The sequence below is a fragment of the Streptomyces sp. NPDC008121 genome, assembly GCF_042957155.1.
Taxonomy (GTDB): domain Bacteria; phylum Actinomycetota; class Actinomycetes; order Streptomycetales; family Streptomycetaceae; genus Streptomyces.
Window position 1 is genome coordinate 451,187 of record NZ_JBIBHT010000005.1, and the last position, 16,036, is coordinate 467,222.

Genomic DNA, 16,036 nt, shown 5'->3' on the forward strand with positions numbered 1-16,036 from the left:
CGGGCGCGGTCCGGCGCCGGGGGCCGGTGTCAGCGGCCGTAGCGGATGAAGGTGCGCACCATGCGGCAGGTGGTGTCGGACGGCGGGTGGATACCGAGCTGCTCGGCCGTGGTGCGTATCGTCGCGTTGCCCGCCTTCGCCGGGTCGTAGACCCCCGAGTCGAGCAGGGCGATCGCGAGGCGCATGGCCTTCAGCCGGCGGTTGTGGCTGACGTACCACTCGCGGGGGCGGCCCGCGGGCAGCGGCTGCTTCCGCAGGGGCTTCCAGGGTTCGAGGGACAGCGTCCGGATCGTGGCGACGGCCATGGGCGACCTCCTGGCGAACGGTGGGCGCGGGCCCTCCCCGGGACCCTCACCTTCACTCATGATTTTACCCGTCACCACTGACAATCATCCCTGGCCAGAACGGTTTTGGGGCTCCACGGGGGTACCGTTTCGCCCCATGGAGATCTGGATCAATCCCGCCTGTTCCAAGTGCCGCGCCGCCGTCGGTCTGCTCGACGAGGAGGGCGCCGACTACACCGTGCGCCGCTACCTGGAGGACGTACCGTCGCCCGACGAGATCCGGGCCGTCCTCGCGCGCCTCGGGCTCGAACCGTGGGACATCACGCGGACGCAGGAGGCCGACGCCAAGCAGCTGGGGCTGAAGGACTGGCCGCGGGACGAGGGGAACCGGGACCGCTGGGTGGAGGCGCTCGCCGCGCACCCGAAGCTGATCCAGCGGCCGATCATCACGGCCGACGACGGCACGGCCGTGGTGGGGCGGACCGAGGAGGCCGTCCGGGACGCGCTGGGACGCTGACGGGCGCGCGGGCCTACGGGCCGGGGCGGGGGTCACGGGGTCGGCGCCGTGGCTCCGTCCGGCCGGGGCGGTCGGTCCCGGCCGGGGCGGTCGGGGCGGTCGGGGCGGTCGGGGCGGTCGGGGCGGTCGGGGCGGTCGGGGCATCATGGACGCCGGCAGGACGGTCGCGGACGTACGGGGAGTCGAGGCATGGTCGGGTTCCACTCCTCCGCGCTGGACGGGGTCGCCGCCAACCCCGCCCTCCCCACGCCGCTGTTGCTGCGGCTGCTCGCCTTCGACGGCGGCGGTGAAGGTCCGCCCTTCCAGGCCCTGTACCGGCCGGGGCTGCCCGACGCGGCGGTCGCGGCGATCGTCGCCCATCCCCTCGCCGGCGTACGAATCGACTTCGCGCGGAGCGCCCAGGCGGAGCCCGGACAGCGGGCCCGGCTCGTCGACGACCCCGACCCCGAAGTGCGGGCCGCCCTGGCCTGGGGCCCCGACCGGAACCACGATCCGCGCAGGCCCGTCCGCCCGCTGCCGGACCCCGTGTGCGGACGGCTCCTCGCGGATCCCGAACCCGCGGTCAGGGAGCGGCTGTTGCGATCACGCCATCTGGCGCCGCGGTTCCTCGCCTCCCTGGCCCGGCATCCCGATCCGGCCGCGCGGCGGGCCGCTCTGCGCGTCCCGGAGGCGCTGGCGGCGGACGAGCGGGCCGGGCTGCTCGACGACCCCGACCCCGGGGTGCGGCGGGCGGCCGCGCTGTGCGCGTGCCCCGGTGACGCGCGGCTCACCTCGGCACTGCTCCGCGACCCCGCCGCCCGGCCCGAGGCGCTGCGCCGGGGCCTGCTCCGCCGGGCGGACGCCGAACGGTTCCTCGCCGAGGACGTCCACCCGGCCGACCTGGCCCGGAACCCGTTCCTGCCCGCCGACCTGGTGGACCGGCTCGCCGTCCACCCCGACGAGAGTGTCCGGCGCGCCGTCTCGCTCCGCCCCGAACTGACCGAAGCCCGGCGCGCGGCGATCGACCGCACGGCGGGACCGCTGGTGGGGGCGGACGACGACGTGGACTGGGTGGCGGCGGGCATCGCCGACCAGGAGGTGCTGCGCAGGGCCGCGACCTCCTCCCACCCCCTGCTGCGCCGGGCCGCGGCCCGCAGCCCCCATCTGCCGTCCGATCTGCTGCGGCTGCTGGCGGCGGACGAGGACGTCATCGTCCTCACCCACCTGGCCGTGCACCATCCCGACACCCCGGAACGGGTTCTGATGCGCGTGTACGCCCGGCTCGGCGGGACGTTCTCCGCCTGGATGGCGACCGGGCACCCCCGCTTCCCGCGCGAGGGCCTCGCCGCCCGCTTCGCGGACCATCCGGAGGGCAGGTACCGGCAGCTGGCCGTACGCGACCCCGAGGCCGGCCCCGGCCTGATCGAGCGGCTCAGCCACGACCCGGACGTACGGACCCGGCAGGCGGCCGCCGCCGACCCGCGCCTGCCGCTCCCCCGGCTCCTGGCGGTTCTCGCCCTGCCCGAGACGGCGTGCGGCGCGGGTGCCAACCCGGCCCTTCCCGAACGGGAGATGGCCCGGGTCATGGACGGGGCCGGGGTGCCGCGATGACGGCGGGCGGCTGGAGCGACGCGGCCGAGGTGCTCGGAGCCGATCTGCATCTGGAGCTGACCGGGGCGGGGAGCCGGCGGGCCGTGCTGATCAGGGCGTTGCGCGAGGCGGTACGGAGCGGGCGGCTGGAGCCCGGGACGCGACTGCCGCCGTACCGCTCGCTCGCCGCCGATCTGGGGCTGGCCCGGAACACCGTCGCCGACGCGTACGCCGAGCTGGTGGCGGAGGGCTGGCTCACCTCCCGCCAGGGATCCGGGACGCGGGTGGCCCACGGGGCGGTGGCCCCGGAGCCGGGCGCGGGGGCGGGTATCGGGGCGGGTTCCGCCTGGGCGGGTGTCGGGGCGGGTTCCGCCTGGGCCGGTGTCGGGGCGGGGGCAGCCCGGGCGGGTGTTCCCGGGGGTCTCCCGGAGGCCGTCCCGTACGACCTGGTCCAGGGCAAGCCGGACCCCGCCGCCTTTCCGCGGGCGGCCTGGCTGGCGGCGGCCCGGCGGGCGTTGACGGCGGCGCCGCACGAGGCTTTCGGGATCGGCGACCCACGGGGACGGGTGGAGCTGCGGCACGCGCTCGCCGGATATCTGGCGCGGGTGCGCGGGGTGCGCACCTCCCCGGACCGGATCGTGGTCTGCTCCGGCGCGGCCCACGCCCTGCGGCTGCTCGCCCGTACCGTGCCGGGGCCGTGGGCCGTGGAGTCGTACGGTCTCCCCTTCCACCGGGGGCTTCTGGCCGAGGCCGGGGTCCTGACCCGGCCCGTCGCCGTCGACGAGGGCGGTGTCGACGTCGGAAGGCTGCCCGGGGGCGTCGGCGCGGTGCTGCTGACGCCGGCGCACCAGTTCCCGACCGGGGGGCCGCTGCTGCCCGACCGCCGGGCGTCCGTCCTGGACTGGGCGCGGGAGACCGGCGGCCTCGTCGTGGAGGACGACTACGACGGGGAGTTCCGCTACGACCGGCGGCCCGTGGGCGTCCTCCAGGGCCTCGCCCCGGACCGTACGGTGCTGATCGGTTCCGTCAGCAAGAGCCTGTCCCCCGCCCTCCGGATCGGCTGGATGGTGCTGCCCGCGCCGCTGGTGGACGAGGTCGTGGCGGCGAAGGGGGAGCGCGAGCCGTACTCCTCCGCCACCGAGCAGCTCACCCTCGCCGACTTCCTCGTGTCGGGGGCGTACGACCGGCACGTCCGCCGGATGCGCCGGCACCACCGGGGGCGGCGCGACCGGCTGGTGGCGGTCCTCGCCGAGCGCGTACCGCGGGTGCGGGTGACGGGGGTCGCGGCCGGGCTGCACGCGGTCGTGGAGCTGCCCGCGGGCACCGAGCGCGCGGCGGTCGGGGCGGCGGCCCGGCACGGGGTGGCGGTGGAGGGGCTGGGCGACTACCGCCACCCCGAAGCGGGCGGGGCGGCGCGGGCGGACGGCCTGGTCGTCGGCTACGCGACGCCTCCCGAGCGGCTGTACGGCGCCGCCCTCGACGCCCTGTGCGCGGCGCTGCGGGAGGCCTTGGACGCCTGACGAGCCGCCTCCGATTGAGCGGAACGGGTCCGCTCCGCGTATCTGACGCCACAGGAACCGACAGGAATCGAACGGAGCCTCAGGTGTCACGCAGGAGAACGCTCAGCCGGAAGAAGAAGATCGCGCTGGTGGCCGGGGCCCTCGTGCTCGTCGGGGGGACGGCGGTGGTCCTGACCGGTACGAGTCAAGCCTCCGCGGCCTGCGACGGCATGGCCGCCGCGCTCGCCACCAACGAGCGGTTCATCGCGGATCAACGTGCCCGTCCCGACGCGCTCTCGGGGGCCCGTATCGCCAACCGCGAGGCGGTGATCGCAGAGATCCGACGCCAGCAGGCGGCGGCCGGGTGCGGCGGCGCGGAGGGCGGGGGCGAGGCCGGGGCAGGCGCCGGTGCGGGTGCGGACGGCGGCGCTGGTGCGGGCGGCGGCGCGGCGGACGGAGACGGTACGGGAGCGGGGGCGCCGCCGGCCGGTGCCGAGCCCGCGCCTCCCGCCTCGGCGCCGCCGGCCGACGGGGCCGGCGACGTGGTGTGTGCCGGGTCCACGGTCACCCTCTCCGGCGAGGCGGGCGCCCCGGCGGCGTCCAGCGGGCAGTTCCCGCCCGGGACCCGCCTCAAGGTGACCAACCTCGACAACGCGAAATCGATCACGGTCGAGGTCACGGCCGCCTCCGGAAGCTGCGTCCTGCTCAACAACGAGGCCTTCGAGCAGGTGCGGGAGCCGGGGAAGTTCCTGATCCGCAAGGCGCGGATCGAGCGCGTCGGCTGAGCAAGGGGGGCGCCGGCGGCGGCCGCCGGCGCCCCCCCGACGCCGGACTCAGGCCCCGGTCCTGGCCGCCGCCAGGGCCTCCGCCTCGGTGAGGATCTCGGTCAGCCGCAGACCGAACCGGGCGTCGCATCCGTGCGCAGCCCCCGTGCGGGCCGACTCGAGCAGCGCGTCGACCGCCCTGCCCAGCGCACCCACCGCGCCGTCCCATCCCGGCATGACCGCGCGGCCGTGCTCGCCGTGCAGCGTGAGCGCGGCCTCGGCCGCCCCGGGCGGGGCGCTCAGGCTGAGGGTGGCCGTGCTGCCGGCGCCGGAGGCGTGCCGCAGGATCAGATGGCGGGTGTCCTCGGGGCCGGGGACGCAGGTGATGTCCGTGACGTCGCCGAGCACGGGGAGGAGGACGGAGAGCACGTGGGGGCCGACGTCCCAGAGGCCGCCCTTCTCGCGTCGCCAGGGGGAGGCGGCGTAGGCGCTGGTGGAGCCGGGGGCGAAGAGGGTGCCCAGCCAGTGCGCCTCGCCGAGGAACCAGCCGCCGGCCGCGGCCTGTTCGTCGATCCAGCGGGCGGTCGGCTCGGCGAACCGCAGCGTGCAGAAGACGATGGAGGCGACCTCGGCCTTCTCGACGGCCTCGGCGACGTCCCGGGCCGCGGCGACCGTGGTGGCCACCGGCTTGTCGAGGAGCACGTGACAGCCGGCGGCGGCGGCCCGCACGGCGAGCGGGGCCTGGATGTCCGGCGGCAGGGCGAAGGCCACGGCGTCGCTCGCCTCGAAGAGGGCGTCGACGTCGTCGTAGGCGCGCGTGCCGCAGGCGTCGGCGATCTCGGCCGCCGCCTCGGGCCGCCTGCCCCACACCCCGCTGAACTCCACCCCCTCGTGCGCGGCGAGAGCGGGCGCGTGCGCCCGGCCCGCCCAGGGTCCGGTGCCGAGGAGTCCGATACGGGGCGTGCCGCCCGAGAGCTTGGTCATCCCCCCAGTCTGCCGTCCCGCACCGACACCCGGCCGGGCGGTGCCGCGCCGTCCCGTGAGCGCCCGCGCGCAACGATCAGCGAGGCGGGACGTTTGGAACTCCCGAACCGGTGAAGACGATCGTTGACACGGTCTTTATCCATCGAGGTAGGAGCACATCATGGGCATTCTGGCTTGGATTCTCATAGGGCTGTTCGCGGGCCTCATCGCCAAGGCGCTCATGCCTGGCAAGGACCCGGGCGGCATCATCATCACAATGCTCATCGGCATCGCGGGCGGCCTGCTCGGCGGCTGGCTCGGCAAGGTGATCTTCGGCGTCGACTCCATCGACGGCTTCTTCGACCTCTCGACCTGGATCGCCGCCATCATCGGCTCCGTCATCCTCCTCGCGGTCTACCGCCTGGTCACCGGCAACCGACGCCATCACAGCCACGCCTGACCGGCCCGGCTCTTCCCCCGCGCGATCGATCCTCGCGCCACCGAAAACGGCTCCCCCTCCCCCGAGGGCGGAGCCGTTTCGCATACAGTCAACTATCTCAACTATGATAGTTGGGATAGGTTGGGCGGATGGAGCCGAAGACGTACACGACGATCGACCTCCGGAAGCAGATGGGCGAGATCCTCGACCGCACCCGCATCGCGGGCGAGCCGGCGGCGATCACCCGCAAGGGCAAGACGGTCGCCTACCTCGTATCGCCCGAGTGGTTCGAGCAGTCCATGGCGCAGCACCCGGACGCCGTCCCCGGCGACCAGGACGCCGCCTGAGCGCGCCGGACCGCAGACCAGGAGCCCCTCAGTCATGACAGCGCAGCCTCTCCACTTCGACGGCCCCGGCGGCGACCGCCCCCGCCCCGTGCCGCCCATGCCCGAACGCACCCCGCAGGCCCTGCGTCTGGCCATTCAGGAACACGCTCCGCACCTGCTGCCGGATTTCGAGGAGCACTGGCACCGCGCGATCGGCGGAGCCTTCAACCTCACCCCGGTCCCGGCCTTCATGCGGCTGTGGTGGACGCAGTACGCCATCGCCCGCGACCCCGGCCTGGAAGCACATCTGCTCGACCTCGAGGACCGCGCCACGAAGTCCGAGGATCCCGAGGAGTCCGCGGCGCTCCTGGCCGAGTACAGCCGACTGCGGCGTCAAGCGGCCGGCGTGGAGCCCGGCCGGTGAGCGATGAGCTCCCATGCCCGCCCTGGCAGATGGACTGGACGGCCGAAGCGTGGCGCGACTTCGAGCTCATGCCCGCGGACGCCCGACAGTTGGTGACTGCGGCGCGCGCGGAACTGGTCACGGCCATCGACCCGTACTACCGCGGGATCGACGCGGATGCGCTCCTGCCTCACTGGATCACCGTCCGGCCGCTGGCCTCGACCAGGCCGGGTGGTGCACACATCGCCGATCTCGCCGGCGGCCGCGGCTGGCTCGTCTTCACCTTCATCCGGCGCCACGCCGAGCCTCAGATCACCGTGACCGACGCCTTCTGGACGTAGGCCGGCGGGCCGAGTAACACGGGGTTCACAATCGGGCAACGGGCGGGAAATCCGGTGTTGCGAAGCTGCGCGCAGACACCGAGCACGAACCGAGCACGACATCGCAGCTCTCGCAGCGTCGCGAGCCGCCGCGCGTCCCCGCAGCAGCATGCCCAAAGGATGAGGCCCGTGACCTTCAAGGCTGAGTACATCTGGATCGACGGCACCGAGCCGACCGCGAAGCTTCGCTCGAAGACGAAGATTCTGGCGGGTTCGGGCGCCACCCTCGCCGAGCTGCCGATCTGGGGCTTCGACGGATCCAGCACGAACCAGGCCAAGGGCCACGCGTCCGACCGTGTCCTCCAGCCGGTCTTCGTCTGCCCGGACCCGATCCGCGGCGGGGACGACATCCTGGTGCTGTGCGAGGTCCTGAACACGGACATGACGCCGCACGAGTCCAACACCCGTGCCGCGCTGGCCGAGGTCTACGCGAGGTACGCCGCGCAGGAGCCGATCTTCGGCATCGAGCAGGAGTACACCTTCTTCGACGGCGAGCGCCCGCTCGGCTTCCCGGTCGGCGGCTTCCCGGCCCCGCAGGGCGGCTACTACTGCGGTGTCGGCGCCGACGAGATCTTCGGCCGTGACGTCGTCGAGGCGCACCTGGAGAACTGCCTGCGGGCGGGTCTGGGCATCTCCGGCATCAACGCCGAGGTCATGCCGGGTCAGTGGGAGTTCCAGGTCGGCCCGCTGGCGCCGCTGGAGGTCGCGGACCAGCTGTGGGTGGCCCGTTGGCTGCTCTACCGCACGGCCGAGGACTTCAAGGTCTCGGCGACGCTCGACCCGAAGCCGGTGAAGGGCGACTGGAACGGCGCGGGCGCGCACACGAACTTCTCCACCAAGGCGATGCGCGAGGGTTACGACGCGATCATCACCGCGGCCGAGTCGCTGGGCGAGGGCTCGAAGCCGCTCGACCACGTCAAGAACTACGGCGCCGGCATCGACGACCGTCTGACCGGTCTGCACGAGACCGCCCCGTGGGACGAGTACTCCTACGGCGTCTCGGACCGCGGCGCCTCGGTCCGTATCCCGTGGCAGGTCGAGCAGGACCGCAAGGGTTACATCGAGGACCGCCGCCCGAACGCGAACGTCGACCCGTACGTGGTGACCCGCCTCCTGGTGGACACCTGCTGCGAGGCCCTGGAGAAGGCCGGCCAGGTCTGATCCGCACCCGCACGACGCCCGAGGGCGCTCGCCGTGACCACGGCGGGCGCCCTTCCGGCGTTCCGGCGGGGCCACTTGGCCGGCCCGCGCCCCGGCGCGGCGTGCGGCATCCGTCGGTGATCCGAGCGGTAAAGCGGGGGTCAGGGGCATTCCCGAGTAGTAGAGTAGGGATATGGCCATCACTCAGAACGACACCGCGATGGGTCGTCACGACCTCGAGCCGTTCTGGCCCTCCCGCCAGCACCACGACTTCGACCGGTGCTGTCGGCGCGTGAGGAACGCGTCGGCCCTCTAAAGCCCCGATCGGCACGGTCCGATCCCCCGGCCTTCGGCCGACGCGCACGACGTACGACGCCTCTCCGTCCGTTCTCGCGCGAAATGAGCTGATCCGTCATGGCCCCCACCCAGAGCGCCTCCCTGAGCACGCCGCTGAACACGTCCCTGAACACGTCCCTCGCGGCCGTCCGTCCCGGCCGGCACCGACTCCGGGCCGTCGATCCGAACGAAGTCGCCGAACTCTCGCGGGTCGCCGAATTCCTGCCCCCGGGCGCCACCCTGCTGCCCGCACCCCCGCACACCCTGCCCACCCTGCCCGGGCGGCCGCCGATGGTCGGGTACCTCGTCCTCGTCCCGGCCGACCAGCAGGTGATGCTCCCGTCGCCGGCGGGCGCCGGGGCGGCGGCGACGCCGGCGGGCGAAGAGACGCCCGCCGAGCGGGGGCCGGTGACGATCGACGGTGCCCAGCGGATCGCCGTGGTCGACGGCGAACCGCTGGACCTCACGTACCTGGAGTTCGAACTGCTCGCCCACCTCGTCGCCCACCCCCACCGGGTCCATACCCGGGACCAGTTGGTGACGACGGTGTGGGGGTACGGGCACGTCGGCGACGGCCGGACCGTGGATGTCCACGTGGCCCGGCTGCGTCGCAAGCTGGGCGCCGAGCACCGCCACACGATCCAGACCGTGCGGCGGGTCGGCTACAAGTACACGCCCTGATCAGACGCTCGGGGTGAGGTCCCGGTCACGGTTCCGGGACCTCGCCTTCGTCACGGCGCCGACGGCGATGTCGACGACCAGGAACGCGAGCAGGCTCAGGCCCAGCATCGGCACGAACCAGCCCACCAGCGCCGTCGCGGCCAGCAGCGGCAGCAGCATCGTCGGCGGGACCTTCCGCCAGGCCCCGCGCGCGGCCGGACGGCCGGGGCGGCGCAGCCACCACATGCGGTACCCCATGACGATCAGCAGGATCAGCGCGAGCGCCAGCGCGGCGAGCGCCAGCTGGTTGAACAGGCCGAGGAAGACGCCCATATGGGCGTCGATGCCGTACCGGGTGAGCTGGGCGAGCACCGGGTAGTCGGCGAACCGGAGCTCGTCGATGACCGTGCCGTCGGCCGGGTCCACGGCCACCGAGTCCAGGTGCACCGGGAACTGCGCGTCGGTCTCCTTGACGACGTATCCCTTGCCCTCGGTGGGCAGGGTGACGGCCGTCGGGCCGTCGATGCCGGCCGCGCGCGCCGCCTCGACCGCCTTGTCGATGCCGACGTCCGGCCCCTGGGCGGGCGCGGCCCCATGGCCGGCGCCGTGGCCCTCGTGCTCCCCGGACCCGCCGGCGGCGGCGCCGTCGAGGGTCGCGGAGACCGCCGGCGTGGCGCCGCCGAGCTGCGAGCGGACCACGTCGATGTTCTCACCGGCATACCGCGACCAGGTCAGACCGGTGGCGGAGAGCAGGACCAGTCCGGCGACCGCCCACAGGCCGACGACGCCGTGCCAGGAGAGGGTGCGGCGCCGGGACTTCGGTCCGCGCTCCGGTACGAACAGGGAGCGGCGGTTCCTGCGGCGGCGGCCCAGCCACAGGGCGAGCCCGCCGAGGGCCACCACCCACAGCCAGCTGGCGGCCAGTTCGCTGTAGTTGCGGCCGAGGTCGCCGAGGTGCAGATCGCGGTGGAGTTCGTCGGTCCAGGTGCGCAGCGGCAGCGCGCCGGAGCCGCCGTAGCTGGGCAGCTGGCCGCGTATCTCGCCGGTGTAGGGGTCGACGAAGACGGCGAGGGACCGCCCCTCCTCGACGTCCGGGTCGGCCATCAGGACACGGGTGGTGGCGCCGGGCTCGGCGGGGGGCCAGACGGCGGTGACGGTGCCGTTGGGGTTCACCTTCGTGGCGGCGTGCACCTGTTGCGACAGCGGCAGGGTCCGCTCGCCGACGGGGACCTCCAGCTCGTGCGCGTACACCACCTTCTCGGCCTGGAAGGAGAGGGCGTACAGCAGACCGCTGGCGGCGGCGACCAGCAGGAAGGGGGCGATGAGCACGCCGGCGTAGAAGTGGAGCCGCAGCACGAGGGGCCGCAGGGCGCTCCAGCCCCGGGGCCTGGCGCCGCTGCCGGGCTCGGCCGGGGGCTCACCGTCGGACGCGGCGGTAGCGGATACGCCGTCGGGGGCGGGGCCGGGGGCCGGCTGGGTTCCGGCGGTGGCCGGTTCGGTGGTTCTCGGCTCGGCCGTATCAGGGCGTGCGGGATCGTCGATCGTCATGGCTGTCCTCGAATGCGGTGTCGACAGGGGGAATCGGCCCCCGGGTCAGACGTGCGCTCCGAGGGCCGTGGCGCGGGGTACGGACAACCGGGGCGGGCCGCGCCGGGAGAGGGTGTGCGCGAGCACGACGCCGCGCAGGCGGTGGTGGTGCGGACGCGTGCGCGCGGGGCGCACGCGCGGCGGAGCCGGTACGGGCACCACGGCGAGCAGCAGGCGCAGCGGGGTGAAGGCGAGCGCCCCGACGGCCCGGGCGAGCGCGAAGAGCGCGGCCTCGCCGTGGGCCAGCCAGAGGCCGCAGACCACGGCGGCGAGGAGGTGGGCGGCGACCATCCCCAGGGAGGTGTGGTCGGCGACCATCTCCAGGGCCGTACCCATGGTCGTCTCGGCCGTGGGCGGATCACCCATGGGTGCGTGGCCCATGGAGCCGTCCCCCATGGGTGTGTCCCCCATGGCCGGGTGCCCCAGGGGTGCGCCCCACATGGAGCCGTGGGACAGATGGTCCGCCGACGACGCGTGCGCGTCCGGCCGGCCGGCGGCGGGGTGTGCTCCGCTCCACGAGAAGACCAGGTGCAGCGCCGACTGGACGGCCAGCAGGCCGCCGCCGATCGCGAGCGGCCCGCGGCGCCGGCCGCTCACCAGCCAGGCCAGGACGCTCGTCGCGGCGAAGGCGACGAGCAGCGATCCCGGCGGGAGGTCATGCGCAGACATGGACGAATGCCCCACGGCGGCCAGTGTCACGCACACCGCCGCGAAAAGTGCGGCTCGCAGGGCGCGTATCGGCGACCGGGCATCCGTCATGGTCCGGACATGGTGACATCCCGCCGTCCGGCGCGGGAGACCACCCGCCCTCCCGCTCCGGAAGACGCCCGTGCCGCCGTTCCCCGAGTTCCCTCCCCGGCCCTTTTCCTCCCGTGGCGGAACCACTGGGTAAACGACCCCGGTCGGGTGCACAGTCGGGGCATGCGACTTTTGATCTTGGGTGGGACGGAGTTCGTCGGCCGGGCCGTGGCCGAGGCCGCGCTCGCGCGCGGCGGGGAGGTGACGGTCTTCCACCGGGGGCGCCACGAGCCGCCGGCCGGTGTCCGCACGCTGCTCGGCGACCGTACGGCCCCGGTGGCGGACGGGCTCGCCGCGCTCGCCGACGGGGAGTGGGACGTCGTCGTCGACACCTGGTCGTCGGCGCCCTCGGCGGTCCGGGACGCGGCGCGGCTCCTCGCGGAGCGGGCGGGGCGGTACGTCTACGTGTCGAGCCGTTCCGTGTACGCCTGGCCGCCGAAGGCCGGTCTGGGTGAGGACGGGCCCCTGGTCGAAGGGGACCCGGACGCCGGTGAGGTGCCCTACGCGGAGGCCAAGCGGGGCGGCGAGCTGGCGGTCCTCGACGCCTTCGGACCCGACCGGAGCCTGTTCATCCGGGCCGGGCTGATCATCGGACCGTACGAGAACGTCGGCCGACTGCCCTGGTGGCTGGGCCGGATCGCCCGGGGCGGTCCGGTCCTCGCGCCCGGGCCGCGCACGCTGCCGCTCCAGTACATCGACGTCCGCGACCTCGCGGAGTGGACGCTCGACGCCGCAGAGGCGGGGCTGTCCGGACCGTACAACCTGGTCTCGCCGCCCGGGCACACCACCATGGGCGAACTCCTCGACGCCTGCGCCCGGGTCACCGGCTCGGACGCCGAACTGCGCTGGACGGACCCGGAGACGATCCTGGCGGCCGGGGTCGCGCCCTGGTCCGATCTGCCGGTGTGGATCCCGCCGGGCGAGATGTACGACGCGATGCACACCGCCGACGTGTCGAAGGCGGTCGGCGCGGGGCTGCGCTGCCGGCCGGTGGCGGAGACGGTCGCCGACACCTGGGCCTGGCTGGAATCGATCGGCGGGTCGGCGCCCCGACGCCCGGACCGTCCGCCGCTCGGCCTCTCGCCGGAGCGCGAGGCGGCCCTCCTGTCGCCCTGACCCCGGCCGGCCTCGCCCGACCGGGCGGCGGGCCGACTCGGCCTGGCCTGCCGGTTGTTCACGGACCGGGCGCGGGCAGAGGTCCGGTCACGGAGGCGTTGAACACTTCACGGGTCCTCTGCGTATAGAGCCCCATGGGACGCACAAGAAAACGTTCGACACGCGCGAAGCGCGTGGTGGCCGCCTCCGTCGCACTTGTGCTGGGCGGGGGCGGCCTCATCGCCGCCAATGTGTACGCATCGGCCGGTCAGGGCTGGGGCGACCCCCCGCCCGCCGCCCGGACCGTCTCGCTCTCCACGATCGACTGTCCCGACGTGGCCGAGGAGCTGCCCGAGGTGCCCGGGTCCGTGCGGGGCTCGGTGGACCGGGAACTGGCCACCCTGGACAGCCAGATCACGGTCGCGTACCAGCGGTTCGCCGACAACAAGCGGCGGATCGAGAGCGACCCCGAGTACGGGGAACAGCAGATCCTGACGCCGTTGCGGAACGAACGCGTCAACATCCTCCAGCGCATCGCCCTCATGCTCCAGCAGCCGTCGATGGAGAGCCTCGCCCCCTGCACCCTGCGGGCCGACGACGAAGCCCCCGCGAACGGCGGGCAGGACGGCGGTCAGAACGGGGGAGGTCAGAACGGCGGCCAGGACGGCGGAGGCGACGAGGGCCAGGACGGCGGGCAGGGCGAGGGCGAGAACGGCGGCCAGGACGGCGGCGAGGACGAGGAGCCCGGGCAGGCCGGCAACGGCCCCGAGGCCTCCGACTTCGTCGACATCCGCTCCGTACAGCCCAACGTGAAGCTGCCCAGGCAGCGGAGCGGGGCCTCCCGGGGCACCTTCACGACGAACTGCGGGCGGAACGAGAACGGCAAGTTCAATCCGGACAACGTGATCGTCGCCCCGGGGGTGAGCAACGGCGCCCACCACATGCACGACTACGTCGGCAACCAGGCCAACGACGCCTTCGCCGGCGACGACGATCTGGCCCGGGGCCGGACCACCTGCCGCAACCAGGGCGACCGCTCCACCTACTACTGGCCGGTGCTCCGGCTGCAGAACGGCCAGTCGGAGGACGACGCCGAGGCGGACGGCGGCGGCAAGGACCAGAACGTCGGCGAGATCCAGACCCCGGCGCAGGTCACCCTGAACTTCGTCGGCAGCCCGGTCTCGAAGGTCACCGCGATGCCCCGCTTCCTGCGGATCATCACCGGCGACGCGAAGGCGTTCACCAACGGCGACGCCAACGCCAACGCCTCCTGGTCGTGCACCGGGTTCGAGAACCGTCAGCTGAAGGACAAGTACCCGATCTGCCCGCAGGGCAGCAAGGTGGTGCGGACGTTCCGGTTCCAGAGCTGCTGGGACGGACGGAACACCGACAGCGCCAACCACCGCACGCACGTGGCCTTCGCCGACCCCGCCTCGGGCCGGTGCGGCCAGGGCTTCCGGGCCATCCCGCAGCTCGTCCAGCGGATCGTGTACGACGTGCCGCCCGGCCCCGGGTTCGCCGTCGACTCCTTCCCCGAACAGCTGCACAAGCCGATCACCGACCACGGCGACTTCATCAACGTCTTCGACCAGCGGCTGATGAAGCGACTGGTCGGCTGCCTCAACGAGGGACGCCGCTGCGCCTAACCCGCGCGACCGGCCCCAGGGGCGCCCTCCGGGGCGCCCCTTCCGTCATGCCCTCGGCCAGGGCACGCCCTCAGTGATGCCCCTCGGCATGGGACGGGCTCGCGGAGTGGGAGGGGTGCGGGGCGTGGGACGGGTGCGCGGAGCCGGAGGAGGGGGCGGGCGCGTGGTGCGGTGCGGTGGTCTCGACCTGGCCGCCGAGCCGGGTGCGTACGCGCTCCACGGTCCGTTCGTCCCCCGCCACCGTCCACTTGCGGCCCACCAGATACGCGCCGCCGTAGTCCTTGGCCTCGTTGATCCACTCGCGCTGGCCCCGGTCGCTGGCGAAGGTGAGCAGGACGTACGTCCCGTCGCCCGTCGCGCACTTCGCCTGACGCAGCTCGGCCGCCTCCGTCTGGAGGTCCGGCCGGCACTCCGCCTTCGCGGCGATCTGCTCCAGGGTGCCGGCGGCCTCCTCCGGGGCCTCGGCCCCGCCGCCGCACCCGGTCAGCACCAGCACCGCGGCGGCCAGGGCCGCCCCCTCCACCGTTCGACGCGCACGCATCAGCATCCGCTCATCCTGCCCTCCCGGTCCTGTGTTCGGTGGCCGAACTCCAGGAGTGGTGGAATCCGATCGATTACGGTTTGGTACGAAAAGGACCGATCCGGAGGAGTCGACGCCATGCCCGCCCTTCCCGCCGCCACCGTCGCCAACCTCCGGGACCTGGGGACCCTCCCGCTCGGCGGGAACCGCAGCGTCCGCTCCGGCCGGGTCTTCCGCTCGGGGCGGCTCGACCGGCTGGACGCGGCCGACCCGGTGGTGGCCGGTCTGGGCATCCGTACCGTCGTCGACTTCCGCACCGCGGCCGAGCGCGCCGACCGGCCCGACCGCGTCCCGGACGGCGGCCGGCTGCTCGTCGCGGACGTGCTCGCCGACCATCTGGCCGCGAGCGGCCTGCCGCCCGCGGCGCGGCTCAAGACGCTCCTCGGCGACCCGGCGCTGGCCGAGGAGCTGCTCGGCGGGGGCAAGGCGCGGGACGCCTTCGTCCGGACGTACCGGGCCTTCGTGACCACCGACTCCGCCCGGGCCGCCTACCGGGCGTTCCTCATGGAGCTGGGCGACCCGCACGCCGGTCCGCTCCTCTTCCACTGCACGGCGGGCAAGGACCGCACCGGCTGGGCGGCGACCATCGTGCTGTCGGTGCTCGGCGCGGACGACGAGACGGTGATGACGGAGTACCTGTCGGTCAACCCGGCGGTCCGGCAGGCCTTCGCCCCGATGATCGAGGGGTTCGCGGCCCAGGGCGGCGATCCCGAGCTGGCGCTGGCGCTCATCGGGGTCGTACCGGAGTACCTGACGGCGGCGCTGGACGAGGTCGCGGTCCGGCACGGCTCGATGGAGGGGTACGTACGGGAGGGGCTCGGGGTCCCCGACGAGGTGACGGGCACGATCCGGGAGCGGCTGACGGTGTACGCCGCCTGAGCCGGGCGTCCGGGGGCGGCTGACGGTGTACGCCGCCCGAGCCGGAGATCCAGAAGCGGCTGACGGTGTACGCCGCCCGAGCCGGAGATCCGGGAGCGGCTCACGGTCCACGGCCGGAGCGCGCACCCCGCCGCCGGGGGTCTACGGGCGGACCGCGCACCCCGCCGCCGG

General features: G+C 74.1%; 19 protein-coding genes. 14 read left to right on the top strand and 5 right to left on the bottom strand.

Annotated features, from left to right (window positions below):
• Positions 1-29 precede the first annotated feature (29 nt).
• Positions 30-305, bottom strand: a complete 276-nt coding sequence (locus ACFZBD_RS19610; protein ID WP_391140846.1) for a hypothetical protein — start codon at positions 303-305, stop codon at positions 30-32.
• A gap of 136 nt (positions 306-441) precedes the next feature.
• Here ACFZBD_RS19610 and ACFZBD_RS19615 point away from each other — a divergent pair, with 136 nt between their 5' ends.
• The 4 genes from ACFZBD_RS19615 (at position 442) to ACFZBD_RS19630 (ending at position 4,654) form a co-directional block, all read left to right on the top strand.
• Positions 442-801 (top strand): ArsC/Spx/MgsR family protein, encoded by a 360-nt coding sequence (locus tag ACFZBD_RS19615; protein WP_391140847.1) that lies wholly within the window; start codon positions 442-444, stop codon positions 799-801.
• A gap of 189 nt (positions 802-990) precedes the next feature.
• A complete protein-coding gene (locus tag ACFZBD_RS19620) occupies positions 991-2,391 on the top strand; it encodes a Mucin-2 (protein ID WP_391140848.1) in 1,401 nt (466 codons plus the stop codon).
• Positions 2,388-3,890, top strand: coding sequence for an aminotransferase class I/II-fold pyridoxal phosphate-dependent enzyme (locus ACFZBD_RS19625; RefSeq protein WP_391140849.1), 1,503 nt, complete (start codon positions 2,388-2,390; stop codon positions 3,888-3,890). The genes ACFZBD_RS19620 and ACFZBD_RS19625 overlap by 4 nt, the downstream gene beginning before the upstream one ends.
• 83 nt (positions 3,891-3,973) lie before the next feature.
• The gene (locus ACFZBD_RS19630) at positions 3,974-4,654 is read left to right on the top strand and encodes a hypothetical protein (RefSeq protein ID WP_391140850.1); all 681 of its coding nucleotides are present in this window, start codon (positions 3,974-3,976) and stop codon (positions 4,652-4,654) included.
• A 48-nt stretch (positions 4,655-4,702) separates the two neighbouring features.
• Here ACFZBD_RS19630 and ACFZBD_RS19635 read toward each other — a convergent pair whose 3' ends face one another.
• A complete protein-coding gene (locus ACFZBD_RS19635; protein WP_391140851.1) occupies positions 4,703-5,617 on the bottom strand; it encodes a Gfo/Idh/MocA family oxidoreductase in 915 nt (304 codons plus the stop codon).
• 160 nt (positions 5,618-5,777) lie between these two features.
• Between ACFZBD_RS19635 and ACFZBD_RS19640 the strand changes: the two genes are divergently transcribed.
• The 7 genes from ACFZBD_RS19640 to ACFZBD_RS19670 all read left to right on the top strand — a co-directional run bounded on the left by ACFZBD_RS19640 (position 5,778) and on the right by ACFZBD_RS19670 (position 9,301).
• Positions 5,778-6,056, top strand: coding sequence for a GlsB/YeaQ/YmgE family stress response membrane protein (locus tag ACFZBD_RS19640; protein ID WP_356847521.1), 279 nt, complete (start codon positions 5,778-5,780; stop codon positions 6,054-6,056).
• 128 nt (positions 6,057-6,184) lie between these two features.
• On the top strand, positions 6,185-6,382 hold the full coding sequence (locus tag ACFZBD_RS19645) for a type II toxin-antitoxin system prevent-host-death family antitoxin (RefSeq protein ID WP_391140852.1): 198 nt from the start codon (positions 6,185-6,187) through the stop codon (positions 6,380-6,382).
• Positions 6,383-6,416: 34 nt separating this feature from the next.
• Positions 6,417-6,785 (top strand): DUF6247 family protein, encoded by a 369-nt coding sequence (locus tag ACFZBD_RS19650; RefSeq protein ID WP_391140853.1) that lies wholly within the window; start codon positions 6,417-6,419, stop codon positions 6,783-6,785.
• On the top strand, positions 6,782-7,105 hold the full coding sequence (locus ACFZBD_RS19655; RefSeq protein ID WP_391140854.1) for a hypothetical protein: 324 nt from the start codon (positions 6,782-6,784) through the stop codon (positions 7,103-7,105). Before ACFZBD_RS19650 ends, ACFZBD_RS19655 begins: the two co-directional genes overlap by 4 nt.
• A gap of 168 nt (positions 7,106-7,273) precedes the next feature.
• Positions 7,274-8,305, top strand: coding sequence for a glutamine synthetase (gene glnII, locus ACFZBD_RS19660; protein ID WP_391140855.1), 1,032 nt, complete (start codon positions 7,274-7,276; stop codon positions 8,303-8,305).
• Between the two features lie 172 nt (positions 8,306-8,477).
• The gene (locus ACFZBD_RS19665) at positions 8,478-8,600 is read left to right on the top strand and encodes a hypothetical protein (protein WP_391140856.1); all 123 of its coding nucleotides are present in this window, start codon (positions 8,478-8,480) and stop codon (positions 8,598-8,600) included.
• A gap of 98 nt (positions 8,601-8,698) precedes the next feature.
• Positions 8,699-9,301, top strand: coding sequence for a winged helix-turn-helix domain-containing protein (locus tag ACFZBD_RS19670; RefSeq protein ID WP_391140857.1), 603 nt, complete (start codon positions 8,699-8,701; stop codon positions 9,299-9,301).
• Here ACFZBD_RS19670 and ACFZBD_RS19675 read toward each other — a convergent pair whose 3' ends face one another.
• Together ACFZBD_RS19675 and ACFZBD_RS19680 are read right to left on the bottom strand one after the other, a co-directional pair.
• Entirely contained in the window at positions 9,302-10,828 is a 1,527-nt protein-coding gene (locus tag ACFZBD_RS19675; protein WP_391140858.1) for a PepSY domain-containing protein, read from the bottom strand.
• A 45-nt stretch (positions 10,829-10,873) separates the two neighbouring features.
• Entirely contained in the window at positions 10,874-11,536 is a 663-nt protein-coding gene (locus ACFZBD_RS19680) for a hypothetical protein (RefSeq protein WP_391140859.1), read from the bottom strand.
• A 252-nt stretch (positions 11,537-11,788) separates the two neighbouring features.
• On the opposite strand from ACFZBD_RS19680, the gene ACFZBD_RS19685 reads away from it, so the two are divergent.
• Both ACFZBD_RS19685 and ACFZBD_RS19690 read left to right on the top strand, forming a co-directional pair.
• The gene (locus tag ACFZBD_RS19685) at positions 11,789-12,781 is read left to right on the top strand and encodes an NAD-dependent epimerase/dehydratase family protein (RefSeq protein WP_391140860.1); all 993 of its coding nucleotides are present in this window, start codon (positions 11,789-11,791) and stop codon (positions 12,779-12,781) included.
• A 134-nt stretch (positions 12,782-12,915) separates the two neighbouring features.
• A complete protein-coding gene (locus ACFZBD_RS19690) occupies positions 12,916-14,406 on the top strand; it encodes a DUF1996 domain-containing protein (RefSeq protein ID WP_391140861.1) in 1,491 nt (496 codons plus the stop codon).
• A 70-nt stretch (positions 14,407-14,476) separates the two neighbouring features.
• Here ACFZBD_RS19690 and ACFZBD_RS19695 read toward each other — a convergent pair whose 3' ends face one another.
• Complete coding sequence (locus tag ACFZBD_RS19695; protein ID WP_391140862.1) at positions 14,477-14,947, bottom strand: hypothetical protein; 471 nt, start codon at positions 14,945-14,947, stop codon at positions 14,477-14,479.
• A 117-nt stretch (positions 14,948-15,064) separates the two neighbouring features.
• Between ACFZBD_RS19695 and ACFZBD_RS19700 the strand changes: the two genes are divergently transcribed.
• Complete coding sequence (locus ACFZBD_RS19700) at positions 15,065-15,865, top strand: tyrosine-protein phosphatase (protein WP_391140863.1); 801 nt, start codon at positions 15,065-15,067, stop codon at positions 15,863-15,865.
• The last annotated feature ends 171 nt before the right edge of the window (positions 15,866-16,036 follow it).